Source organism: Ideonella sp. (assembly GCF_035254525.1).
In the GTDB taxonomy this organism is placed as follows: Bacteria; Pseudomonadota; Gammaproteobacteria; order Burkholderiales; family Burkholderiaceae_C; genus Ideonella.
This window is the reverse complement of the sequence record NZ_DATFAN010000108.1, coordinates 1-23,474: the sequence shown is the minus strand read 5'-3', so window position 1 is coordinate 23,474 and position 23,474 is coordinate 1. Positions and strand designations below refer to the sequence as shown.

Sequence of the window (23,474 nt, the reverse complement as noted above, 5' to 3'; positions counted from 1 at the left end):
GAGGCATTCTTGGAACACCAGCGCGGGGCGTGGTAACAGCCCGCTGTGACCCTGCTCGCCGCGCGGGGGCTGCGACAATCGAGGCTTTCCTTCCGCCGCCCGCCCGCCATGCTCGCCAAACGCATCATTCCCTGCCTGGACGTCACCGGCGGCCGGGTCGTCAAGGGCGTCAACTTCGTCGAGCTGCGCGACGCCGGCGACCCCGTCGAGATCGCCGCGCGCTACAACGACCAGGGTGCCGACGAGCTGACCTTCCTCGACATCACCGCCACCAGCGACAACCGCGACCTGATCCTGCACATCATCGAGGCGGTGGCGTCGCAGGTCTTCATCCCGCTGACGGTTGGCGGGGGCGTGCGCACGGTGGACGACGTGCGCCGCCTGCTGAACGCCGGGGCCGACAAGGTCAGCTTCAACTCGGCGGCGGTGGCCAACCCGCAGGTGATCCGCGACGCCTCCGAGAAGTACGGCGCGCAGTGCATCGTCGTGGCGATCGACGCCAAGCGGCGGCAGGGCGACGACCTGGCCGCGCGCGGACCGGGCTGGGATGTCTACACCCACGGCGGCCGCAAGAACGTCGGCCTCGACGCGGTGGCCTGGGCGCGCCAGATGGCCGAATACGGTGCCGGCGAGATCCTGTTGACCAGCATGGACCGCGACGGCACCAAGATCGGCTTCGATCTCGAGCTGACCCGCGCGGTGAGCGATGCGGTGCCCGTGCCGGTGATCGCCTCGGGCGGCGTCGGGGCACTGGAGCACCTGGTTGAGGGCATCCAGGTCGGCGGCGCCGACGCCGTGCTGGCGGCGAGCATCTTCCACTACGGCGAGTTCACGGTCGGCCAGGCCAAGGCCCTGCTGGCGAAAGCCGGCGTGCCGGTGCGGGCGTGACGCGGCCCGTGAGGCCCGCCAGGCCCGAGCCGCCGCGCAAGGTGGCCAGGCCGGCCCACGCTGCCGGAAGGGCGCCGAACCAGGTGCGCATCGTCGGCGGCCAGTGGCGCCGCAGCCTGCTGCCGGTGGCCGACAAGCCGGGTCTGCGGCCCACGCCGGACCGGGTGCGCGAAACGCTGTTCAATTGGCTGGGGCAGGATCTGGCCGGCTGGCGCGTGCTCGATGCCTTCGCCGGCTCGGGTGCCCTCGGCTTCGAAGCCGCCTCGCGCGGCGCGGCCGACGTGCTGCTGGTGGAGCAGGACGCCGAGCTGGTGCGCTCGCTGAATGCGTCGCGCGAGCGCCTCAAGGCCACGGCGCTGCGCGTGCAGCGCGGCGACGGGCTGGCCGTGCTGCGCAGCGCGGTGCCCGGCCAGTACGACCTGGTGCTGCTCGATCCGCCGTTCAATTCGCGCCTGGCTGGCTCATCGCTGGCGGCGGCCGCCCGCGCGGTGGCCGCCGGCGGATGGGTCTACCTCGAGTCGGGCGAGGTGGCGCCCGAGCCGCCCGAGGGCCTGCGGCTGCACCGCCAGGCGCGTGCCGGCGCGGTGCACTACGCGCTGTTCCAGGCGGCGTGAGCAACGGAGCCCCTACACTGTGCTCGCCACTCCAGACCACGCCGAGGGCCTGCCGATGACCACTGTCCGCCCGTTGACCGCCGTCTACCCGGGTACCTTCGACCCGATGACCCTCGGTCACGAAGACCTGATGCGCCGCGCAAGCACGCTGTTCGATCGGCTGATCGTCGCGGTCGCCGCCGGCCACCACAAGCGCACGATGTTCAACGTCGACGAGCGGCTGGACATCGCCACCGAGCTCGCCCGGCCCTGCGGCAACGTCCAGGTGATCGCGTTTCGCGGCCTGCTGCGCGATTTCGTCGTCGGCCATGGCGGCCACGTCGTCGTGCGCGGCCTGCGCGCGGTGAGCGACTTCGAGTACGAGTTCCAGATGGCGGGCATGAACCGGCAGCTGATGCCCGAGGTCGAGACGCTGTTCATGACGCCCAGCGACCAGTACCAGTTCGTCAGCGGCACCTTCGTGCGCGAGATTGCCATGCTCGGCGGTGATGTCTCCAAGTTCGTGTCACCCTTGGTGCTCGATCGCCTGAAAGACCGCGTGGCCCAGCCGCCGCGCGAATGACTGTTTCCCCCGAGAGAGTGCCGTCATGGCCCTGATGATCACCGACCAGTGCATCAATTGCGACGTCTGCGAGCCCGAGTGCCCGAACGACGCGATTTCGATGGGGCCGGAGTATTACGTGATCGACCCCGACCGCTGCACCGAGTGCGTCGGCCATTTTCCCGAGCCGCAGTGCGTGCAGGTCTGCCCGGTCGAATGCATCCCGCTGAACCCCGAGCGGGTCGAGACGCGCGAGCAATTGCAGCGCAAGTACGAGGCCTTGATTGCGGCGCAGGGCAAGGTGGCCGACCCGGCCCGCTGACCGCCCGGAGCCCCGCTCAGTTCTTAGCTGCCGGCGGTGCGAGGTAGCGCGGCGACTCGTCTTCGGGCCGCGGCTTGTGGTGTTTCTTCTTCGAAGGCTTGGCCTTGCCGCTGGCCGGCGCACTGGCGGGCGGCTCGGCCGGCTTCAGCCCCAGGCCCATGGGCTGCCGCTGCGCGGGGGCAAGCTTCTCGCGCGCGTGCCGCTCGGCGGCCAGCTCGCTGGCCTGGCGGCGTTCGGCCGCGGCGGCGGAGCGGGCATCGCGGCGCTGGCTCGCGCTGCGGGCGTCATCCGCGTCCACCGCCTGGCCGCCGGTGCACGGCACCTGCTGGTAGGTCGGGCCGCAGCGGTAGACGGTGCCGTCGGCGGCGCCGGCGGCGGTGGCCCACGTCAGCAGCAGGCACCCGGCCCAGGTCGTGTGCACCACGGCCCTGTTCATGTCGGTTCCGCTGCCGGGGCCGCGCCATCCGGCCGCGGCGGTTTGGGCCGCGCGGGCTTGGCGTGCAGCTTCATGACTGCGCGGTCCATCTCGCCGGCCATGAGCAGGTCCAGCACCTTCATCGACTCGTCGATGTTGCGCTCGATCGCGTCACGCTCGTCGGCAGGCGGCTTGCGCAGCACGTAGTTGACGACCTCGGCCTTCACGCCTGGGTGGCCGATGCCCAGCCGCAGGCGCCAGAAATCGGCCGCGCCGAGCTGGGCCTGGATGTCCTTCAGGCCGTTGTGGCCGCCGTTGCCGCCGCCTTGCTTGAGCTTCATCTGGCCGGGGGCCAGATCGAGCTCGTCGTGCACGACGAGGATCTCGGCCGGGTTGATCTTGAAGAAGCGCGCCAGTGGCGCCACCGACTTGCCCGACAGGTTCATGTAGGTCATCGGCTCGAGCAGCCACAGCGGGCCGCCCTGCTCGGCCGGGCGATTCAGGCGCGCGACCAGGCCGTGGTAGGCGCGATCGGGCTGCAGCGTGGCCTTGAGCTGGCGCGCGGCGGCGTCCACCCACCAGAAGCCGGCGTTGTGGCGCGTGCCTTCGTACTCGGTGCCCGGGTTGCCCAGGCCGACGATCAAGCGAATCATCCGCGAATTATCGGGGGGTGATGGCCGGCGGCGCGTTCCCCCGCGCGGGGGATGTGTCCGGCGCACCGCCCAGTGCCGCGCGGGCCCCGGCGATCACCGCCTGGCCGATCTGCTCCATCAGCCCGGTGTGGGCGGGCGTTACCGCGCGGTTGCCGGCCGCCGGCGGCGCGAGCCGGGGTTCGTCCAGGCTCAGCTTCCATTGGTGCCAGTGCAGCGCCACATCGATCGTGATCTCGGGCCTCAGCGGCACCAGCGCGCCACTGGCGATGTCGGCGCGCGCCAGCAGCTCCGGCAGCACCGCGACGCCCCAGCCCATCGCCGCCGCGCGCAGCCCCGCCTCGCTGCTGGGCACGAAGCGCTCCTTCAAGCGTGGCGCGCGCAGGCCGAAGGCCTTAGCCACCCACTGGGCCTGCATGTCGTCCTTGCGGTTGAAGACGATGAAGGGAAGCTGCGGGAAGTTCATCGGCGTCAGGCCGTCGGGCATCGCGCGGGCGATGAACCCCGGGCTGGCGACCGCGACGTAGCGCATCAGCCCGAGCGGCTGGCACGAGCAGCCGCGCAGTGCCTGCGAGACGGTGCTGACGCAGCCCAGCACCTCGCCCTGGCGCAGCCAGTCGTGGGTGAAATCCTGGTCGTCGACGATCAGCTCCAGGCCATAGCCTTCGCGCTGGCCGGTGCGCACCAGGCCGTCCAGCGCCGGCAAGACCCAGGTCGCCAGGCTGTCGGCGTTCACGGCGATGGGCAGCCGCTCGTCGCGGGCCAGCGTGGTGCCCAGCTCGCGCGCTGCGTCCGCTCGGAGCGCCTGCATCTGGCGCGCGTAGCGCAGCAGCACCTTGCCGGGCTCGGTCAGCCGCAGCGGCCGGGCTCGCACGACCAGCAGGTGGCCGGCGCTGGCTTCGAGCGAGCGCAGCCGCTGCGAGACGGCGGACTGCGTGATCGACAGCAGCTGCGCTGCGCGCTCGAAGCTGCCGGCTTCAGCCAGCGCGGCCAGGCAATCGAGACCGGCGGGATCCAGAGCGTTCATGACTAATGAATTACATCAGGTTGGCTAATGTAACCGCTGAGATTGCGATGGCGCTTGGTGCTTTCCGCTGCGCGGTTCCAACATGGGCTTCCATCAGAAACTTCGTCGGAGACAACCATGCGAATCGGCCTGCCCAAGGAAATCAAGAACCACGAATACCGCGTTGGCCTGACACCCGCCAGCGTGCGCGAGTTCACCTCGCACGGCCACCAGGTGTTCGTGCAATCGGGTGCCGGCGCCGCGATCGGTCTGGCCGACGAGCACTACGCCGCTGCTGGCGCGGTGCTGGTCAAGGACGCGGCCGAGGTCTTCGCCAAGGCCGAGATGATCGTCAAGGTCAAGGAGCCGCAGCCGCAGGAATGCGCGATGCTGCGCGAAGGCCAGATCCTCTACACCTACCTGCACCTCGCGCCGGATCCCGAGCAGACCGCGGCGCTGGTCAAGTCGGGCGCGATCTGCGTCGCCTACGAAACCATCACCGGCCCGGGCGGCGGCCTGCCGCTGCTGGCACCGATGAGCGAAGTGGCCGGCCGCATGAGCATCCAGGCCGGCGCGGCCCACCTCGAGAAGAGCAAGGGCGGCATGGGTGTGCTGCTGGGCGGCGTGCCCGGCGTCGAGCCGGCCCATGTGCTGATCCTGGGTGCCGGCGTCGTCGGCACGAACGCGTTGCAGATGGCGATCGGCATGGGTGCCCGCGTGACAGTGCTCGACAAGAACGTCGACCGCCTGCGCCAGATCGACCTGGTGTTCGGCAACCGCGTGAAGACGCTGTTCTCGAACGCCCAGGCGCTGGAAGAGAAGGTGCTCGAATCCGATCTCGTGATCGGTGGCGTGCTGGTGCCGGGTGCCGCGGCGCCGAAGCTCGTGACTCGCCCGATGGTGCGCTGCATGAAGAAGGGCGCGGTGCTGGTCGACGTGGCGATCGACCAGGGCGGCTGCTTCGAGACTTCGCGCCCGACCACGCACGCCGAGCCGACCTACCTGGTCGACGATGTCGTGCACTACTGCGTCGCCAACATGCCCGGCGCGGTGGCCCGCACCTCGACCTTCGCGCTGAACAACGCCACGCTGGCCCACGGCCTCGCGCTGGCCGACAAGGGCTGGAAGCAGGCGATGCTCGACAATCCGCATCTGAAGGCGGGCCTGAATGTCGCAGCCGGCAAGGTCACCTACGAAGCCGTCGCGCGCGACCTGAACTACGACTACGTGCCGGCCGAGCGCATCATTCACCACTGATCGAGGTCGCCCCGAAAAGCACAAAGCCCCGCCGAGGCGGGGCTTTGTCTTGCGGCGAGGGCGAAGAATTACTTCTTGCCCTTGCCCTTCTTCTTGTCGTCGGCAGCGGGGGCGGCGGGCGCGGCCACCACTTCCTCTTCGACCTTCGGCTCGGTCACGGCCACGACCACCGGGTTCAGCGTGCCGTGCTTGACGGCCTTGATGCCGGCCGGCAGCGTCAGGTCGGACACGTGCAGGCTCTTGCCCTTGACCAGGCCCGACAGGTCCACCGAGACGAACTCGGGCAGTTGGACGGCCAGGCACTCGATCTCGATCTCGGTCGCCACGTGGCTGACCAGGCACTTGTCGGTCTTCACGGCCACCGAGTTCTCTTCGCCCGAGTAGTGCAGCGGCACCTTCTTGCGCAGCTTGGTGGTCTCGTCGACGCGCTGGAAATCGACGTGCAGCACTTGCTGCTTCCAGGGGTGCATCTGGAAGTCGCGCAGCAACACCTTCTGCTTCTTGCCGGCCAGTTCCATCTCGAGGATCGACGAGTGGAAGGCTTCCTTCTTCAGCGCGAAGTACAGCGCGTTGTGGTCGAGCTCGATCATCGCGGGCTCACCCGCACCGAACACGATGCCGGGCACCTTGCCCGAGTTGCGCAGGCGGCGGCTCGCTCCGGTCCCCTGCTTGCTGCGCTCGAAAGCGACGAATTCCATGGCACTCTCCATTGAGTCGGGGCGTCCGCGACCAGATGCGCCCCTGTTGAGATGACGGCCTCTCGGCCGTCGGCGAAAAGGCCCTCGGGCGTTGCCGCCCCAGAGCCTCAGAAGTTGTTGTTCTGCTCGGCGAACATCGAGGTCACCGACTCGCCGTCGGAAATGCGGCGGATGGTTTCGGCGAACAGGAAGGCGACCGACAGCTGGCGGATCTTGGAGCAGGCCTTGCCGGCTTCCGACAGCGGGATGGTGTTGGTGATCACGACCTCGTCCAGGTGCGAGGCCTTGATGCGCTCGATCGCCGGGCCCGAGAACACCGCGTGCGTGCAGTAGGCGTAGACGCTCTTGGCGCCGCGGTCCTTCAGCACTTCGGCCGCTTTGACCAGCGTGCCGGCGGTGTCGATCATGTCGTCCATGATCACGCAGTTGCGGCCGTCGATCTCGCCGATCACGTGCATCACTTCGGAGACGTTGGCTTTCGGGCGGCGCTTGTCGATGATGGCCAGGTCGCAGCCGAGCTGCTTGGCCAGCGCGCGGGCGCGCACGACGCCACCGACGTCGGGGCTGACCACCACGAGGTCGCGGTAGGCCTTGGCCTTCAGGTCGGTCAGCAGCACCGGCGAGGCGTAGATGTTGTCGACCGGGATGTCGAAGAAGCCCTGGATCTGGTCGGCGTGCAGGTCCATCGTCAGCACGCGCTCGACGCCGACGGTTTCCAGCAGGTTGGCCACGACCTTGGCCGAGATCGGCACGCGGGTCGAGCGGGGGCGGCGATCCTGCCGGGCGTAGCCGAAGTAGGGGACCACGGCCGTGATGCGGCGCGCGCTGGCGCGCTTCAATGCATCGACCATGATCAGCAGCTCCATCAGGTTCTCGTTCGTCGGCGCGCAGGTCGATTGCACGACGAAGACGTCGCGGGCACGAACGTTCTGCTGGATCTCGACGGTCACTTCACCGTCGGAGAAGCGGCCGACCGCGGCCTTGCCCAATTCGGCGCCCAGGTGGGTGGCGATCTCCTGGGCCAGCGCCGGGTTGGCATTGCCGGTGAAGAGCACGGTGTTGAACAGCACGGGAGGACTCCGGAGGGCAGGCGGGCGGGAGAGTGGTGCGGTCTTCAGACGAAGACGGCGTGAAGATCACGCCGCCTTGGAGCAAGAGATTTGGCAGGGGAGGAAGGACTCGAACCCTCGCATGTCGGAATCAAAATCCGATGCCTTAACCAACTTGGCGACTCCCCTACACAGGACACAGCCAGGAGGCTGCACCCCAAAACCTTTCAGCCCAGCCACCCGGCCAACGGGTGCACATCCAGGCTCCGGCACATTCGCCCGACCCAGCCTTCGGGCAAGCGATCAAGCAGGCCCTCGAGCATGGTCGCCACAGGCCGAGCGCCCGTGCCGGCTCTTGCATACACCGCACTGCCCGAGCCCGTCATCCGGCTGTTGCCGAACCGGGCTTGGAGCCAACGGCCCACTTCGGCGACCTCCGGGCACAAGGCCTCGGCGGCGCGTTGCAGGTCGTTGCGGCCCGGAAACCCCCCCAGGCTCTTCGCCTCGGCAGTCTCGTCTCGAACCAACGCGTTAGCGTCTGCAAGAAAGCCCGCAACTATAACAGCATCGCTGTCGCGTGTCAGCAGCGAGCTCGAAAAAATCGCGGCGGTGGCGATCGATTCGGCGGGCTTGACCACCGCATAGTGCTGCGGCGCGAGCGTGATTGGTGTCAGTTTCTCGCCGATGCCTTCGACCCAGGCGGTGTGGCCGCCGATGAAGAAGGGCACGTCGGCCCCGAGCCGGGCGCCGAGCGCCAGCAGGCGTTCGCGCGGCCAGTTCAGGCCCCACAGGCGGTTCAGGCCGATCAGCACCGTGGCCGCGTCCGAACTGCCGCCGCCCAGGCCCGCGCCCCAGGGCACGCGCTTGTCGATCGAGATGTCGGCGCCCAGGGTGCTGCCGCTTTCGGCCTGCAGCAGGCGCGCGGCCTTCAGGCACAGGTCGTCGTCGGGCAGCGCGGGGCCGAGATCATGGCGGCGCAACCGGCCGTCGTGGCGACGCTCCAGGTGCAGCGTGTCGGCCCAGTCGATCATCGTGAAGACCGACTGCAGCAGGTGGTAGCCGTCGGCGCGGCGGCCGATGACGTGCAGGAACAGGTTCAGCTTGGCCGGCGCGGGCAAGTCGTAGAGCGCATTCAGCGGCATGGTCGTCAGGGGCTGCGGTCGAGCTTGGCGCGCACGCTCACGCCAGGTGGGTCGATGCGCGTGGCCTCGATCAGCGCGTCGCCGGCGAAGTGGGCCAGGTCCACCGACCAGCCGAGCTGGCTGAAGCCGTGGCCGTTGGCCTGGTGGGGGGCGCCGGGCCAGGGGCGGCCCTGCAGCCAGTGCATCAACGCACCCAGCGGCAGCGGCTCGCCCAGTGTTTCGTCGGCCAGCGCAGCGAGATCGGCGAAGGCGCGCGTGCCCTGCGCGTCCTGCAGCGTGGCGCCGGTGGCGCCCCAGCGCGCCAGCGCCACCTGGGCGCCGAGCGGCCCCAGCAGCCTCATCTGGCCATCGCGCTCGTCGCCGCTCAACTCGAAGGCCGCGCTGTGCGACTGGGCCGGCTGGTCGGCCAGCGCCGCCACCTTCACCAGCAGGCGGCCGCTGAGGGCCGCTTCCGGCCCGGCGGGCGGCGCACTGGCGCAGCCCGCCAGGACGATGGCTATCGCCATGCAGGCCACCACCCTGACCAAGGGATTTGCGCGGATCCGGCTCTGCCGGTCCGCGTCAAGATGGGGGATCACAACTTGACCTTCAGCCGCGTCAAGGTCTCCTGCAGCACATCGTTGTCGGCCTCGCGAGCGCGGCCCTCGCGCCAGACGCGAATGGCCTCGTCGTGCTGTCCCATGGTCCACAGCACCTCGCCCAGGTGCGCCGCCACTTCGACGTGCGGCCGCGCGGCATTCGAGCGGCGCAGGAGCTTGAGCGCTTCGTCGTGGTGGCCGAGGCGGAATTGCACCCAGCCGAGGCTGTCGATGATGAAGGGGTCGTGCGGCGCCAGGCTGGCAGCGCGCTGCACCAGCCCGAGCGCTTCGGAAAGCCGCAGGTTGCGATCGGCCAGCGAGTAGCCGAGTGCGTTGTGCGCGTGCTGGTCCTCCGGCTTGAGCGCCATCACGCGGCGCAGCAGCGCCTCCATGTCGTCGTAGCGATTCAGCCGATCGGCCACCATCGCGAGTTCGTACATCAGCGTGGTGTCTTCGGGGGCCTGGCGCAGGCCGCCGAGCAGCAGCTCGTAAGCCTCGGACCACTGGCGCTGGTCCCGCAGCACCTGCGCCTCGGCGAGCAGGCGCGTGCGCGCGTCGGGCTCGTCGCGCGCAGGCGCCTCGCGCACCAGCGCACGTGCTTGCGCCACCTGACCGGCGTGGGCCAGCAGGCTGGCCCGGCGGGCGAGGGTGGACATGTCGACCCGCGCCGGCTCGATCTTGTCCAGCCACTGGGTGGCGGCGCGCAGGTCGCCGCGCTGTTCGTTGGCCTGCGCGAGCAGCAGATGGGCCAGGTCGACCATGCCGCGCAGGTCGGGCTTGTCATCGCGCAGCGCACGGTCGGCGCGCTCCGGGCGATCCGCCTCGGGATCCGCGCGATCCGCGCGGTCGGCGGCGGCTTCGGCCGTGCGCACCACGGTCAGGAAGCGCTCGAGCGCGCGGATCGCTTCATCCGGCTCGTGCAGATCGACCATGTAGGCGCCCAGGCTGAGCCACGCGGCCGCCTGATCGGGCTGTTGGGCGAGGACCTGTCGCAGCTGCACTGCGGCTTCGCCGATGCGTTGCTGCTGGTCCAGCGTGCGGGCATAGGCCAGGCGCACCGGCGCCAGCGCCTCGGGGCGGGCGAGGTAGGCCTGCACCAGCGTCTCGGCCTCGTCCTGCTTGGCCATCAACTCGAGCGCCAGCAGCACCGCGCCGGGGGCCAGCGGATCCTCGGCCAGCGCGCGCCGGGCGTGGTCGAGCGCCGCTTCGGGCTGGTCGGCGGCCAGCGCCAGCCTGCCGAGGGCCGTATGCACGGCAATGCGCGTGGACGCCTGGTTCGCGAACGGCGCCAGCGCCTGGCCGGCCACGGCCAAGGCGCGCGGCTTGTCGGCCAGCGAGGACAGGAAGCGCGGCAGCGACGCGATCACGGCGCCGCGGTCGGTCGCGTCCTCCTTCTCGATCAATGTGCGGATCGGCTCGGCCAGGTCGCCGGTCTTGTTCAGCGCCACCAGCAGGTGCAGCTGCGTGCTGAGCGCGGTCGTGGAGTCGGGCAGGGTGCTGCGCCAGAGCTTGGCCGCCGCCAGCGCCTTGTCGCCGGACTTGGCCGCCACCGCCAGTTCGACGGCGCGCTCGAACAAGCCCTCGTCGCGCGTGCGGCGGGCGCTGGCGATCATCCGGCCGAAGGCCTCGCCAAGCTCGCCGTTCTGCGCCTCCATCTCGGCGGCCAGCACGTCGAAGAACAGCGCGCCGTCCATCGCCGAGTTGGCCGGTGGGGCCGACGCCGCATCGGCCGGCGGCGGGGCATCGTCGGCCGCCAGGGCGTTGGCGCCCAGCACGCCGGCCAGCGCGGCGGCAATCACCAGGCGGGCCGGGCGGCGCCGGGGCATGTTTCGGCCCGCGGCGGTGCGGGCAAGACGAGGCAGCATCGAATCTCCGAAAGCAGTGTCGATTCTAGGAGTGGGGCGGGGCGGGATAATTCCCCGATGCCCGAACTGCCCGAGGTCGAAGTCACGCGCCAGAGCATTGGCGGCATCGAGGGGGCGCGGGTGCTGGCGCTGTTGCTGGGCAAACCGCTGCGCTGGCCGCTGGGTGTTGCACCCGATGCGCTCGTCGGCCTGAAGGTCGGCCCCGTCGGGCGGCGCGGCAAGTACCTGTGGTTGCCTTTGTTGCACGACGCGGGCACGGCGGATGGTGCGGCGACGGGCGGCCTGCTGTGGCACCTGGGCATGTCGGGCTCGCTCGCCTTCGGCAGCGGCCTGGGCCCGTCGGCCAAGCACGACCACGCCGAGCTGGTGACCGATCGCGGCGCGCTGCGCCTGACCGACCCGCGGCGCTTCGGCGCGGTCGTCTGGTCGCCCTCGCTCGACGAGCTGCCCGCGCGCAAGCTGCTGGCCGGCCTCGGCCCCGAACCTTTCGACCCGGCGTGGACGCCCGCGGCGCTGCACGAGGCCCTGAAGGCGCGCCGGACCGCCGTGAAGCTCGCGCTGCTGTCGGGCGAGCTGGTCGTCGGCGCCGGCAATATCTATGCGAGCGATGCGCTGTGGGAAGCCGGCATCGACCCGCGCACACCGTGCGCGCGCATCGGCCCGGCGCGGGCAGGGCGGCTTCACGCGGCCCTCAGGCGTGTGCTCGGCGAGGCGATCGCGGCCGGCGGGTCGACGCTGCGCGACTTTCGCAACGCGCATGGCGAAGTGGGCCAGTACCAGGGTCAGGCACGCGTCTATGGACGCGAGGGCGAGCCGTGCGCACGCTGCGGCCGGCCGATCCGGCGCATCGTGCAGGGCCAGCGTGCGACTTATTTCTGCGCATCCTGCCAGCGCCGTTGATCGGCACGCTGGCGCGAGCCATGCCTTTGCTAGGATGCCCCGACCGCCTGTCGCCCGCTGTCGGCGCGGCACATTTGCTTACACGCCGGCACGATCCAGAACGCCAACGACCATGCCCCAGACCCACGCGGCTGAACGCCAACTCGCGATGCAACCGTTCCTGGTGCCGGGGCTCGACGCGCTGGCCGATTGGCGCCTGGCGCTCGAGAACGAGCTGGCATCGCTCGAGCGCACGCTGAGTGGCAGCGACCTGCTCGACCCCGCCGCCGCGGCCGCGTCCCAGGCCCTGCGCCAGCGCCTGGCGAGCGACAAGCTGGTGATCGCCTTCGTCGCCGAGTTCTCGCGCGGCAAGAGCGAGCTGATCAACGCGATCTTCTTCGCCGACGCCGGCCGGCGCGTGCTGCCGGCCACGCCGGGTCGCACGACGATGTGCCCGGTCGAGCTGTCGTGGGACGAGCAGGAACTGCCCACACTCGATCTGCTGCCGATCGACACACGCCGCGAAGCCGCCTCGCTGGCCGACTGGCGCGCGCAGCGCGAGCGCTGGAAGCGGCTGTCGCTGGACCCGAGCGATACGCAGGGCCTGGCGCGTTCGCTCAACGAGGTGACCGCCACCCGGCTCGTCAGCGTCGACGACGCGCGCGCCCTCGGCCTGTGGTCGGACACGAACCTGGCCGACAACCCGCCGGTCCAGCCCGACGGCCGCGTCGAGGTGCCGGCCTGGCGCCACGCGATCATCAACTACCCGCACCCGCTGCTGCAGCGCGGCCTGGTCGTCGTCGACACGCCGGGCCTGAACGCGATCGGCGCCGAGCCCGAGCTGACGCTGGGCCTGCTGCCGAGCGCGCATGCGGCGCTGTTCGTGCTGGGCGCCGACACCGGCGTCACCCGCTCCGACCTCGACATCTGGAACGACCACCTCGGCGGGCAGGGCCTGGCGAGCTTCGTCGTGCTGAACAAGGTCGACACGCTGGCCGACCCGCTGGCCACGCCGGCCGAGCGCGAGCGGGCGATCGAGCGCCAGTGCAGCGAGACCGCGACGACGCTGGGCATCACGCGCCAGCGCGTGTTCCCGGTCTCGGCCCGGCAGGCGCTCGCGGCGCGGCTGGCGGGTGACGAGGCCGGCCTCGCCGAGAGCCGGCTGCCGGCGCTCGAGGCCGCGCTCAACGCCGACCTGCTGCCGCAGCGCCAGCACGTGCTGGCCAAGGCGGTGATCAGCGGCGTGCAGTCGCTGATCGAGCACGCGACGCGGCGCCTGCGCGACCAGCGCCGCGCCAACGCCGAGCAGATGCTCGAGCTGCGCAGCCTGCGCGGCAAGAGCGGCGGGCGCGTCGCGCAGATGCTGGTGCGCGTGCAGGCCGACACGACCGAGTTCGAGCGCTGCGCCTCGCGCCTGGCCGCGCTGCGCGCGGTGCACATGCGCATGCTGCGCGATGCCCTGCACGCGCTGTCGAGCGATCGCCTGCGCGAGGCCGTCGCGAGCCTGCAGGCCACGCTGGGCGCGAGCTGGTTCAACCTGCGCGCCCGCTCGGCCTTCGAGAACCTGTGCAACGGCCTGCTGGACCAGGTCGACAAGGCCGCCCACCAGTGCGCCGAGATCGACCAGATGCTGCAGGCTACGTTCAAGCAGCTCAACACCGAGTTCGGCTTCACGCTGGCGCTGACACCGGCGCCCGACCTGGCGCCGTTCCGCGAGGAGCTCAAGCTGATCGAGCGCGGGTATGGCCGCTACTTCAGCGTGACGCGGGCGATCCGCATGAACGCGCCGGCGTTCTCCGAGCAGTTCCAGCGCATGCTGATGTCCAAGCTGCGGGTGATCTTCGAGAACGCCTCGGGCGAGGTCGAGGCCTGGAACCAGATGGCCTCGCAGCAGATCGACGGCCAGTTCCGCGACCGCCGGCGCGGCCTGAAGCGCCGGCGCGAGGCGCTCGAGCGCATCCAGCTGGCCACCGGCGAGCTGGAACAGCGGCTGGCCGAGGTCGAGAGCCAGGACGCCCGGCTGATGGAGTTGCTGGAGGCGGCCCACGCGCGGGCCCACGCGCTGCGCCGCCGGGCCGAGCGCGGCCCGGTGCTGGCCGAGCTGTCGCCCGATGCGATCGACACCGTGACCGGCGGCGATGCCGCGCTGCTGCACAGCGACGGCCTCGCGCTGCCGTGAGCCCCGCACGGCCGCCCGAAGGGGCTCGTTCCCTCTCGGAGGGACGGGCCGCAGGCCCAAGGGTGCGCCAGTGAACTTCGGCGCCCCGGCGCTGGCCGCGCGGGTCATCGCCTGGCAGCGCCGCCACGGCCGCCATGCACTGCCCTGGCAGCGCACGCGTGACCCGTACCGCGTCTGGCTGTCGGAGATCATGCTGCAGCAGACCCAGGTCACGACGGTGCTGGGCTACTACCAGCGCTTTCTCGAACAGTTCCCCGACGTCTCCGCGCTGGCGGCCGCACCGGCCGACGAGGTGCTCGCGCTCTGGGCGGGCCTGGGCTACTACAGCCGCGCGCGCAACCTGCACCGCTGCGCGCAGGCCGTGGTGGCCGAACATGGCGGGCGGTTTCCGCGCAGCGCTGCGGCGCTGGCGACGCTGCCCGGCATCGGCCGCTCGACCGCGGCGGCGATCGCCGCCTTCTGCTTCGACGAACGCGTCGCGATCCTCGATGGCAACGTCAAGCGCGTGCTCACGCGCGCGCTCGGCTTCGGCGAGGACCTGGCCATCGTGCGCCACGAACGTGCGCTGTGGGCGCGGGCCGAGGCGATGCTGCCGCCGTCCGACGGCATGGTGGCCTACACCCAGGGCCTGATGGATCTGGGCGCGACGCTGTGCAGCCAGCGCGCGCCACGCTGCGCCGCCTGCCCGCTGGCCGACGACTGTGTCGCGCGGCGCGAGGGCCGGCCCGAGGATTACCCGGTCAAGACGCGCAAGCTCAAGCGTGGCCAACGCACGATCGCCCTGCTGTGGCTCGTGCAAGGCGATCGGGTCTGGCTGGTTCGCCGGCCGGCCAGCGGCATCTGGGCGGGGCTGTGGTCGCTGCCGGAGTTCGATTCCATTGAAGGTGTGCGCGAGTACCTGGCGGGCTGGCCCGGGTCGTCCGACGAAGTCCCCGCCTTCACCCATGTCCTGACGCATCTGGATTTGCGGCTGCAGCCTTTGCGCCACGCGCTGCCGGCGCGTGCGCGGCGCGATGCGGCGCTGTTGTCGATGTGGCCCGAGGGGCGGTGGGTCAGCCGCAGCGAGCTCGGTGCCTACGGCCTGCCGGCGCCGGTGGCGAAACTGCTGACCTCAGATCAGCTGCTTGCCGCGCAGGAACTCGTCGACCAGCGTGAGCCGCTGTAGCGGGTCGGGCAGCGCCATCAGCTGCTGGCGCGCGGCCAAGGGCACGGGCAGCAACTCGCACCAGCGGTTGGCGACCCAGCCGGCATCGTCGAAATGCCGCTCGGTCGGCAGATCGGCCTCGGGCCGATGGGCGAGCGCGGCGTAGGCGCGCTGCAGGGCGTGCACCGCCCCGGCGAAGCGCTCGCCGGGCGCTTGCGCCGGATCGGCGGGCAAGGTCGAGACGCCCGTGGCCTGCCAGAGGCCATCGGCATCTTCGTGCACCGCGCTCCATTGAAAGCGGGCACCGCCCTCGCAGCGAACCTTCAGCATGCCGGGGCCGATGGCGTCAACCTCGGCGAGGTGCGCGAGCACGCCCACCGGCTCGAAGCGCGTGGCCGCACCGGCCTGGCGCACCTCGCCGCCTTGCAGCAGGCACACGACGCCGAAGGGCTGGCGCTCGCGCAGGCAGCTCGACACCAGGTCGAGGTAACGCGCCTCGAACACCTTCAGCGACAGGCGCCCGCCGGGGAACAGCACGGTGCGCAGCGGGAACAGCGGCAGCGTGCCGCCGGCGGCAGCGGTCATGCCCGCTCGTCCAGCTCGCGGTGTCGGCGCAGCGTCGCGACGCGGCCGGCGAAGCGCGCGGCCAGTTGCTCGACGAAATACACCGAGCGGTGCTGGCCGCCGGTGCAGCCGATCGCCACGGTCAGGTAGCTGCGCTGGTCGTCCTCGAAGGCGGGCAGCCAGCGGCGGATGAAACCGTCGATCTGCCCCAGCATCTCGCCGACCTCGGGCTGGGCCTGCAGGTAGTCGGCCACCGGCCCGTCGCGGCCGGTCAGCGGCCGCAGCTCGCGGATGTAGAACGGGTTGGGCAGCACACGCACGTCGAACACCAGGTCGGCATCGAGCGGCACGCCGAACTTGAAGGCGAAGGATTCGAAGACCAGCGTCAGCCGGCTGCTGGTGGCACTGACCAGGTCGCGCATCCACAACCGGAGCTGGGCCGGGCGCAGCTGCGAAGTGTCGAGCACCGTGGAGCGCTCGCGCAGGTCGGCCAGCAGCTGGTGCTCGAGCTCGATCGCGTCGACCAGGGCACGGTGCGGGTCGCCTTCGGCATCGGGCGCGGTCAAGGGGTGCGGCCGGCGCGTCTCGGAGTAGCGCTTGACCAGCGACTCGGTGCTGGCGTTGAGGAACACGCTGCGCACGTTGACCCCGTCGGCGCGCAACTGATCGAGCACCGGCAGCAGGTACGGCAGCGAGCCTGCCGAGCGCACATCGACCGCGATCGCCATCCGGTGCACGCCGTGCTCGGATTCGACGCGGATGAAATCGCGCAGCAGCTCGGGCGGCAGGTTGTCGACGCAGAAGAAGCCCGCGTCTTCGAGCGCATGCAGCGCGACCGACTTCCCGGAGCCGGAGATGCCGGTGACCAGCACCACCTCGCGCAGCTGCGGCGGCGGCGTGGGGCTGGCAACGGCGGCCGTGGTGTCTTCGCTCATCGCCGTCACGCGCCGGCGACAGCGCGCTGGATCAGTTCGTTCGCATGCGCCAGGCTGGTGCCCGAGGCGCGGTCGCCGCCCAGCATGCGCGCCACTTCGCCGACGCGCGTTTCGCCGTGCACCGGCGAGATCTGGCTCAGCGTCTGGCCGGCTTCGGTGGCCTTGGCGACGACGAAATGGTGATCGGCGCAGGCAGCGACCTGCGGCAGGTGGGTCACGGCCAGCACCTGGGCGCTGCGGCCGAGCTGCTTCATCAGCCGGCCGACCGAATCGGCCACGGTGCCGCCGACGCCGGAGTCGATCTCGTCGAAGATCAGCGTGGCCGGGCTGCTGCAGGCGCCGCCGGCCTGGCGGGACTGCGCGGTCGTCACCGCGATCGCCAGCGCCAGGCGCGAGAGCTCGCCGCCCGAGGCCACCTTGCCCAGCGGCCGCGGCGCGCTGCCGGCGTGGCCGGCGACCAGGAACTCGACCGTTTCCATGCCGTAGGACTGCGGCTCGCCGGCCGGGCTCAGGGCCACCTCGAAGCGGCCACCGGTCATGCCGAGCTGTTGCATCGCATCGGTCACGCGCTGCGACAAGGGCTTGGCGGCCTTCTTGCGCGCCGCGCTGACGGCCTTGGCCGCGGTCGTCCAGGCCGTCAGCGCCTGCGTGACACGCTGCTCCAGGCTGTCGAGATCGGCGGCTTCGTCCAGCGCCTGCAGGTTTGCGCGCCATTCGGCCAGCAGCGCGGCCAGCTCTTCCGGCGGGCGGCGGTAGCGGCGTGCCAGGCTCAGCCAGGCCGACATGCGTGCATCGAGCTCGGCCAGGCGATCCGGATCCATCTCGGTGCGCGAGAGATAGGCGTTCAGCGTGTGGGCAGCGTCCTCGAGCTGGGCTTGGGCGCCCTGCAGCACCTCGAGCACCGGGGCGAGCTTGGCATCGAACTCGGCGATGTCCTCGAGCGCCGACAGGGCACGCGCCACCATGCGCGAGGCGCTGTCGTCATCGTCGCCCGAGATGGCGCGCGACGCCTGGCCGGCACCGTCGAGCAGCGCCTGCGCGTGCGCCAGGCGCTGGTGCTCGGCGTTCAGCTCGGGCCACTCGCCTTCGCCCGGCGCGAGGCGCTCGAGCTCGCCGATCTGCCACTGCAGCCGCTCGCGCTCGTTGGCCAGCTCGCCCTGGCGCGTGCGGGCGGTGGCCAGTGCCTCGGCGGCCGCGCGCCAGGCGTCGAACGCGGCGGCGAGCGGCTTCGGGTCGATGCCAGCCTGCTCGTCGAGCAGCGCTCGCACCGAGGCCGGCCGCGTCAGGCCTTGCCAGGCGTGCTGGCCGTGGATGTCGATCAGGTGGTCGGCCACCTCGCGCAGCTGCGCCGCGGTGGCTGCGCTGCCGTTGATGAAGCCGCGGCTGCCGCCCTTGGCGTCGACGATGCGGCGCAGCAGCAGCATGCCGTCGGCCACCTCGAAGCCGGCTTCGTCGAGCCACGGGCCGAGCGAAGCCGGCGCCTCGAAGGCGGCGGTGATCTCGGCCCGCGCCGCGCCGTCGCGCACGACGTGGTTCTCGGCGCGGGCGCCGAGCGCGAGCTGCAGCGCGTCGATCAGGATGGACTTGCCGGCGCCCGTCTCGCCGGTGAGAACGGAAAAACCGGCATCGAACTCGACATCGAGCGCACGGACGATGACGAAATCCTTGAGGGTCAGGCTCTTCAGCATGGAGAGTCGGGGTGCAGGTTCAGACGACGCCTTCGTACCAGCGCAGCTTGCGCCGCAACGTGGCGTAGTAGCTCCAGCCCAACGGGTGCAGGAAGCGCACGTTCTGCGCCGAGCGCCGCACGCGGACCTGGTCGCCATGCAGCAGGCTGGCCAGGCGGTGCATGTCGAAGTTGGCGCTGGAGTCGCGGCCGGCGACGATGGTCACGGTCACGTCCTGCCCGTCGGGCAGCACGATCGGGCGGTTGGACAAGGTGTGCGAGGCGATCGGCAGCATCACCCAGCCGGCGATCGCCGGGTGCAGGATCGGCCCGCCGGCCGACAGCGCATAGGCGGTGGAGCCGGTGGGCGAGGCGATGATCAAGCCGTCGGCACGGATGTTGGCGACGAACTCGGCGCCGACATCGATGCGCAGCTCGACCATGCTGGCGCTGGGCCCGCGGCTGACGACCACGTCGTTCAGCGACAGGCCCTCGAAGATGATCTCGCCGTCGCGCCAGACCTCGCCTTCGATCATCGTGCGGCGCTCTTCCTCGTAGTCGCCGTGCACCATCGGGCCCAGCGCCTCGGCCCAGTCGGCCGCGCGGATGTCGGTGATGAAGCCGAGCCGGCCCTGGTTGATGCCGACCATCGGCAGGTTGTAGGGCGCCAGCTCGCGCGCTATGCCGAGCATCGTGCCGTCGCCGCCCACCACCACCGCGATGTCGCAGCGTTCGCCCAGCTCTTCCGGCGTGAAGGCGCCGTGGTCGGCCCAATCGGTGTTCAGCGCGGTTTCGCGCTCGACGGAAACCTCGAGTCCTTGAGCAATCAGGAAGTCGGCCAGGCCCTGCAGCATCGGCCGGATGCCCTGGGCCTGGTATTTGCCTATCAGCGCGGCATGGCGAAAGCGGGTGGGCATGGCGACAAATTACACCACAGGGGGGTTCAAGGCAGGGCCGCCGCGCGGGCCCGTCCTTACAATCGTTTCATGCTCGACGAGCGCTCCCGATCGCTGCTGAAGACCCTGGTTGAACGCTATATCGCCGACGGCCAGCCGGTGGGCTCGCGCACGCTGTCGAAAGCCTCGGGCCTCGAGCTGTCGCCGGCGACCATCCGCAACGTGATGGCGGATCTGGAAGACCTCGGCCTGATCGTCAGCCCGCACACCTCGTCCGGCCGCATCCCCACACCGCGCGGCTACCGGCTGTTCGTCGACACGATGCTGACCAGCCGCGCGCTGGATTTCGCCAGTGCCGGGCCCGAGCTGGCCGCCGCGCGCGAGCAACTCCATCCCGACCAGCCGCAGCGCGTGATCGCGCAGGCCGCGCAGCTGTTGTCGAACCTGTCGAGCTTCGTCGGTGTCGTCACCGCGCCGAAGAAGCCCAGCGTGTTCCGCCACATCGAATTCCTGCGCCTGGGCGAGCGGCGCGTCCTGGTGATCCTGGTGTCGCCCGACGGTGACGTGCAGAACCGCGTGATCTTCACCGCGCACGACCCGACCCAGGGCGAGCTGGTCGAGGCCAGCAACTACCTGAATGCCCACTACGCCGGCCTGACGATCGAGGAGGTGCGCGAGCGGCTGAAGGGCGAGATCGACGCGCTGCGCGGCGAGATCGCCGGGCTGATGCAGGCGGCGGTGCAGGTGGGCACCGAGGCGATCGCCGAAACCGAGGACCAGGTCGTCGTCAGCGGCGAACGCAACCTCCTGGGCGTGCAGGATTTTGGCAACGACCTGGGCAGCCTGCGCAAACTCTTCGACCTGTTCGAGCAGAAGACGCAACTGATGCGCCTGCTCGACACCTCCAGCCGCGCCGAGGGTGTGCGCATCTTCATCGGCGGCGAGAGCCGCGTCGTGCCCTTCGAGGAACTCTCGGTCGTGTCGGCCCCGTACGAGGTCGATGGCCAGATCGTCGGCACGCTCGGCGTCATCGGCCCGACCCGCATGGCCTACGACCGCATGATCCAGATCGTCGACATCACCGCGCGGCTGGTCGGCAACGCGCTGTCGCAGCGCTGAGCCCACCTAGAATCCAGCCCCTCGGGGGCCGTTAGCTCAGTTGGTTAGAGCAGAGGACTCATAATCCTTTGGTCGTTGGTTCAAGTCCAACACGGCCTACCACTTCAGGCATGTAGTGGGCCGCGCCGCACGCGTGCCGGCGGCAGCGACACCATCCGGGCGAGGCCTTCTCCAGAACCTGCCACAAGCGAAGCGCTGCCTCCAGCGCGAGTTCGTCCCGGACCCAGCTCGTGCTTCCACGTCAGAGACTGTGCATGGGATACGGTCGGAGGCCCTTGGGGCGTGACAAGGTAAGCTTGAATCGCCTGGCCTGACCAATTCCGGGCCGAGAGGAGTGGCATGTCGCCGAACACCAAGCAAGCCGAGCCGCGCCGGCTGTATCACCAGGTGGCCGACCAGATCCGAAGCGTGATCGAACAGGGCGCCTTCTCGCCCGGAACGCGTCTGCCGCCGGAGCGGGAACTGGCCCTGCAACTGGGCGTGTCGCGCCCGTCGCTGCGCGAGGCCTTGCTCGTGCTCGAAATTGAAGGGCGCGTGGAGGTCCGCATGGGCTCGGGTGTCTACGTGTGCGCCGTGCCCAGCGGCAGCATGCCTGAACACCTCTCGCTGGGCGACAGCCCGAGCGAGTTGATGCAGGCGCGCACGGCGCTCGAGGGTGCGGTCATTCCACTTGCACTGGCACGGGGCAACCAGTCAGGCCTCGAGCAGGTCAAGGCATGCCTGGACGCCATGCGCAACGACGTGCGGCGCGGGCATTCACCCGTGGACGCCGACCGCCGCTTCCATGTGGCGATTGCTGAGATGACCGGCAATACGGTGCTGGCTCGCATGGTGGGGGAGTTGTTCGACGGGCGGAACGGCTTGATCTCGTCACGGATGACAAATCGCGCCGAGAGCGCGCGCACCTGGGCGGCCGCGTTGCGCGAGCACGAGGCGATCTACCAAGCGCTCGAGGCGCGGGACCCGCAAGAGGCCGTGGCTGCCATGTTCTGGCATTTGACCGCTTCGCGCGAACGTTGGATCGACGAGGAGGCGAGCTCGCCGCCGCTGGGGTGATGCAGCAGCGGGGCGCCGGGGCTGGCAAGACCAATTTAGGATATCTGCTATAGTGGTCTTACCAATCTTGCGTTGACGGCGCCGATGTCTCTCGCTCAACGATACGAGCACTCCCCATTGCTGCTGCGGCTCGCCGGCATTTCCAAGGCGTTTGCCGGCGTCCGGGCACTCGAGCGCGTCGACTTCGAGGTCCGGGCTGGTGAGGTCCATGCGCTGTGCGGCGAAAACGGCGCCGGCAAATCGACGCTGATGAAGATCATGAGCGGCGTCTACCAGCCCGACGCCGGCTCGATCAGCTTCGAAGGCCGCCCGCTCGTGCTGGGCTCCGCCCGGGCAGCCGAAGCCGCCGGGGTGGTGATGATCCACCAGGAGCTGAACCTGATTCCGCACCTGTCGGTGGCCGAGAACATCTTCCTGGCCCGTGAGCCGAAGCGCGGCTGGTTCATCGACCGCAAGCGCCTGCGTGCCGACGCCCAGCGCTGCCTCGACCGCCTGGGCATGGCGATCGACCCCGACCTTCCGGTCCACGTGCTGCCGGTGGCGCAGCAGCAGATGGTCGAGATCGCCAAGGCGCTGTCGATGGACGCCAAGGTGGTCATCATGGACGAGCCCACGTCCTCGCTCACCGAAGCCGAGACGGGCCAGCTCTTCAGGGTGATCCACGAGCTCAGGCGCGACGGCGTCGGCATCGTCTACATCTCGCACCGGCTCGACGAGATGGCCCGCATCGTCGATCGCGTCACCGTCCTGCGCGACGGGCGGTGGGTGGCGAGCTGCGCCTTCGCCGACACCACGGTCGACCGCATCGTCGCGCAGATGGTGGGCCGCGACCTGGAAGACAAGTTTCCGCCCCGCCGCAGCCGGCCCACCGGGCAGACGCTGCTCGAGGTGCGCGGCCTGCGGCGCCAGGGCGTCTTCGGGCCGGTCGACTTCGACCTGGAGCGCGGCGAGATCCTGGGCTTCGCCGGGCTGATCGGCGCGGGTCGGACCGAGGTGGCGCGCACGCTCTTCGGCGCCGAGGCGAAGGATGACGGCAGCATCCGCTTCGGCGGGGTGGAGCTCGACATCCGCTCGCCGATCGACGCGATCCGCCAGGGCATCGCCTATGTGTCAGAGGATCGCAAGGCCCACGGCCTGGCGGTGAAGATGACGGTCGCCGAGAACATCACGCTGGCGAACCTGCGCGCAGTGTGCCGCCGCGGGGGCTTCGTCGACTTCGGCGCCGAGGCCGAGACCGCACGCCACTACATCGACGCGCTGGGCATCCGCACCCCCGGCCCCCATCAGGTGGCGCGGCTGCTGTCGGGCGGCAACCAGCAGAAGGTCGTCATCAGCAAGTGGCTGTTCCGCCAGGCGCGGCTGATCATCTTCGACGAGCCGACGCGCGGCATCGACGTGGGCGCCAAGTACGCGATCTACGAGCTGATGGACCGGCTGGCTGCCGACGGCATCGGCGTCATCCTGATCAGCTCCGAGCTGCCCGAGATCCTGGGCCTGACGGACCGCGTGGCGGTGTTCCACGAAGGCCGGCTGGTGAAGGCGCTGCACACGCGCGCCACCAGCCAGGAAGAAATCATGCACTTCGCCTCCGGCCGCGGCCAGGGTGGCAGCAGCGGCACCGTCTCCGCGGCGATGCCCGCTCCAGAACCGATCGCTTCATGAACGACCGACAAAAGGATCTGCTCCAGAAGTTCGCCGCCCTCGCGGGGCTGTTGCTTCTCGTGCTGGTGTTCTCGCTGACCAGCGAGGCCTTCTTCAGCGTCGGCAACGGCATGACGGTCGCGCTGCAGGTCACCTCGATCGCGTTGCTCGGCGTGGGCGCCACCTGCGTGATCATCGCCGGCGGCATCGACCTGTCGGTGGGCTCCGTGCTGGCGCTGGCCGGCGTGCTGGCCGCGATGGCCACCAAGGCGGGCGTTCCGGTTCCGCTGGCGATGGCGTTGGGCGTGCTCTCGGGCGCGGTGTGCGGCGCGGTCAACGGGCTGCTGGTCACGCGGGCGAAGCTGCCGCC

Annotated in this window: 24 protein-coding genes and 2 tRNA genes; 13 read left to right on the top strand and 13 right to left on the bottom strand. The window is 70.4% G+C overall.

All coding sequences use genetic code 11. The features are described 5' to 3' along the window. Positions 1-108: 108 nt before the first annotated feature. The 4 genes from hisF to VJ693_RS10530 are packed head-to-tail and all read left to right on the top strand — an operon-like array spanning position 109 to position 2,365. The gene (gene hisF / locus VJ693_RS10545) at positions 109-888 is read left to right on the top strand and encodes an imidazole glycerol phosphate synthase subunit HisF (RefSeq protein WP_324153926.1); all 780 of its coding nucleotides are present in this window, start codon (positions 109-111) and stop codon (positions 886-888) included. A gap of 8 nt (positions 889-896) precedes the next feature. Then, positions 897-1,502 (top strand): 16S rRNA (guanine(966)-N(2))-methyltransferase RsmD, encoded by a 606-nt coding sequence (gene rsmD, locus VJ693_RS10540; protein WP_414652256.1) that lies wholly within the window; start codon positions 897-899, stop codon positions 1,500-1,502. A 55-nt stretch (positions 1,503-1,557) separates the two neighbouring features. Then, positions 1,558-2,064: a pantetheine-phosphate adenylyltransferase gene (gene coaD / locus VJ693_RS10535; RefSeq protein ID WP_324153924.1), complete on the top strand. Its 507-nt coding sequence runs from the start codon at positions 1,558-1,560 to the stop codon at positions 2,062-2,064. Positions 2,065-2,089: 25 nt separating this feature from the next. Next, the gene (locus VJ693_RS10530; RefSeq protein WP_324153922.1) at positions 2,090-2,365 is read left to right on the top strand and encodes a YfhL family 4Fe-4S dicluster ferredoxin; all 276 of its coding nucleotides are present in this window, start codon (positions 2,090-2,092) and stop codon (positions 2,363-2,365) included. A gap of 16 nt (positions 2,366-2,381) precedes the next feature. Here the strand turns inward: VJ693_RS10530 and VJ693_RS10525 are convergent, their stop codons facing one another. The 3 genes from VJ693_RS10525 to VJ693_RS10515 are packed head-to-tail and all read right to left on the bottom strand — an operon-like array spanning position 2,382 to position 4,457. After that, positions 2,382-2,801, bottom strand: coding sequence for a hypothetical protein (locus tag VJ693_RS10525; protein ID WP_324153921.1), 420 nt, complete (start codon positions 2,799-2,801; stop codon positions 2,382-2,384). Continuing rightward, complete coding sequence (gene pth, locus VJ693_RS10520; protein ID WP_324153919.1) at positions 2,798-3,433, bottom strand: aminoacyl-tRNA hydrolase; 636 nt, start codon at positions 3,431-3,433, stop codon at positions 2,798-2,800. The genes VJ693_RS10525 and pth overlap by 4 nt, the downstream gene beginning before the upstream one ends. A 7-nt stretch (positions 3,434-3,440) precedes the next feature. Beyond that, complete coding sequence (locus VJ693_RS10515; RefSeq protein ID WP_324153917.1) at positions 3,441-4,457, bottom strand: LysR family transcriptional regulator ArgP; 1,017 nt, start codon at positions 4,455-4,457, stop codon at positions 3,441-3,443. A 117-nt stretch (positions 4,458-4,574) separates the two neighbouring features. Between VJ693_RS10515 and ald the strand changes: the two genes are divergently transcribed. Beyond that, entirely contained in the window at positions 4,575-5,693 is a 1,119-nt protein-coding gene (gene ald / locus VJ693_RS10510) for an alanine dehydrogenase (protein ID WP_324153915.1), read from the top strand. Between the two features lie 68 nt (positions 5,694-5,761). On the opposite strand, the gene VJ693_RS10505 is transcribed toward ald, so the two are convergent. The 6 genes from VJ693_RS10505 to VJ693_RS10480 form a co-directional block, all read right to left on the bottom strand. Next, entirely contained in the window at positions 5,762-6,391 is a 630-nt protein-coding gene (locus tag VJ693_RS10505) for a 50S ribosomal protein L25/general stress protein Ctc (protein ID WP_324153914.1), read from the bottom strand. Positions 6,392-6,498: 107 nt separating this feature from the next. Further along, positions 6,499-7,461 carry a ribose-phosphate pyrophosphokinase gene (locus VJ693_RS10500; RefSeq protein WP_324153913.1) on the bottom strand — a complete coding sequence of 321 codons (963 nt, stop codon included), beginning with the start codon at positions 7,459-7,461 and terminating at the stop codon, positions 6,499-6,501. Between the two features lie 91 nt (positions 7,462-7,552). Beyond that, positions 7,553-7,629, bottom strand: a tRNA-Gln gene (locus VJ693_RS10495). Between the two features lie 38 nt (positions 7,630-7,667). Beyond that, positions 7,668-8,582, bottom strand: a complete 915-nt coding sequence (gene ispE / locus VJ693_RS10490) for a 4-(cytidine 5'-diphospho)-2-C-methyl-D-erythritol kinase (RefSeq protein ID WP_324153912.1) — start codon at positions 8,580-8,582, stop codon at positions 7,668-7,670. 5 nt (positions 8,583-8,587) lie between these two features. After that, positions 8,588-9,088: a lipoprotein insertase outer membrane protein LolB gene (locus VJ693_RS10485; protein ID WP_324153910.1), complete on the bottom strand. Its 501-nt coding sequence runs from the start codon at positions 9,086-9,088 to the stop codon at positions 8,588-8,590. 68 nt (positions 9,089-9,156) lie between these two features. Continuing rightward, the gene (locus tag VJ693_RS10480; protein WP_324153908.1) at positions 9,157-10,986 is read right to left on the bottom strand and encodes a tetratricopeptide repeat protein; all 1,830 of its coding nucleotides are present in this window, start codon (positions 10,984-10,986) and stop codon (positions 9,157-9,159) included. Positions 10,987-11,082: 96 nt separating this feature from the next. Between VJ693_RS10480 and mutM the strand changes: the two genes are divergently transcribed. From mutM to mutY, 3 genes are all read left to right on the top strand, one after another. Then, positions 11,083-11,925, top strand: a complete 843-nt coding sequence (gene mutM / locus VJ693_RS10475) for a bifunctional DNA-formamidopyrimidine glycosylase/DNA-(apurinic or apyrimidinic site) lyase (RefSeq protein WP_324153907.1) — start codon at positions 11,083-11,085, stop codon at positions 11,923-11,925. A gap of 112 nt (positions 11,926-12,037) precedes the next feature. Further along, positions 12,038-14,083, top strand: a complete 2,046-nt coding sequence (locus VJ693_RS10470) for a dynamin family protein (RefSeq protein WP_324153905.1) — start codon at positions 12,038-12,040, stop codon at positions 14,081-14,083. 70 nt (positions 14,084-14,153) lie between these two features. Continuing rightward, positions 14,154-15,248, top strand: a complete 1,095-nt coding sequence (gene mutY, locus VJ693_RS10465; protein WP_324153904.1) for an A/G-specific adenine glycosylase — start codon at positions 14,154-14,156, stop codon at positions 15,246-15,248. On the opposite strand, the gene VJ693_RS10460 is transcribed toward mutY, so the two are convergent. Genes VJ693_RS10460 through VJ693_RS10445 form a run of 4 tightly spaced genes read right to left on the bottom strand, consistent with a single transcriptional unit; the run spans position 15,195 to position 19,309 of the window. Next, positions 15,195-15,812 (bottom strand): LON peptidase substrate-binding domain-containing protein, encoded by a 618-nt coding sequence (locus tag VJ693_RS10460; protein WP_324153902.1) that lies wholly within the window; start codon positions 15,810-15,812, stop codon positions 15,195-15,197. The two genes, mutY and VJ693_RS10460, sit on opposite strands and share 54 nt — an antisense overlap. After that, positions 15,809-16,726: an RNase adapter RapZ gene (gene rapZ / locus VJ693_RS10455; RefSeq protein ID WP_324153900.1), complete on the bottom strand. Its 918-nt coding sequence runs from the start codon at positions 16,724-16,726 to the stop codon at positions 15,809-15,811. Before rapZ ends, VJ693_RS10460 begins: the two co-directional genes overlap by 4 nt. 5 nt (positions 16,727-16,731) lie before the next feature. After that, positions 16,732-18,414, bottom strand: coding sequence for a DNA repair protein RecN (gene recN, locus VJ693_RS10450; protein WP_324153899.1), 1,683 nt, complete (start codon positions 18,412-18,414; stop codon positions 16,732-16,734). 19 nt (positions 18,415-18,433) lie between these two features. Beyond that, positions 18,434-19,309 carry an NAD kinase gene (locus VJ693_RS10445; RefSeq protein WP_324153897.1) on the bottom strand — a complete coding sequence of 292 codons (876 nt, stop codon included), beginning with the start codon at positions 19,307-19,309 and terminating at the stop codon, positions 18,434-18,436. 69 nt (positions 19,310-19,378) lie between these two features. Here VJ693_RS10445 and hrcA point away from each other — a divergent pair, with 69 nt between their 5' ends. From hrcA to VJ693_RS10420, 5 genes are all read left to right on the top strand, one after another. Continuing rightward, the gene (hrcA, locus tag VJ693_RS10440; protein WP_324153895.1) at positions 19,379-20,407 is read left to right on the top strand and encodes a heat-inducible transcriptional repressor HrcA; all 1,029 of its coding nucleotides are present in this window, start codon (positions 19,379-19,381) and stop codon (positions 20,405-20,407) included. 25 nt (positions 20,408-20,432) lie between these two features. After that, positions 20,433-20,509: transfer RNA gene (locus VJ693_RS10435), tRNA-Ile, on the top strand. 237 nt (positions 20,510-20,746) lie between these two features. Beyond that, the gene (locus VJ693_RS10430; protein ID WP_324153893.1) at positions 20,747-21,463 is read left to right on the top strand and encodes a FadR/GntR family transcriptional regulator; all 717 of its coding nucleotides are present in this window, start codon (positions 20,747-20,749) and stop codon (positions 21,461-21,463) included. A gap of 84 nt (positions 21,464-21,547) precedes the next feature. Next, entirely contained in the window at positions 21,548-23,125 is a 1,578-nt protein-coding gene (locus VJ693_RS10425; protein WP_324153891.1) for a sugar ABC transporter ATP-binding protein, read from the top strand. Next, on the top strand, positions 23,122-23,474 hold a 353-nt coding region (locus VJ693_RS10420; protein ID WP_414652255.1), incomplete at its 3' end, for an ABC transporter permease. The genes VJ693_RS10425 and VJ693_RS10420, both read left to right, overlap by 4 nt.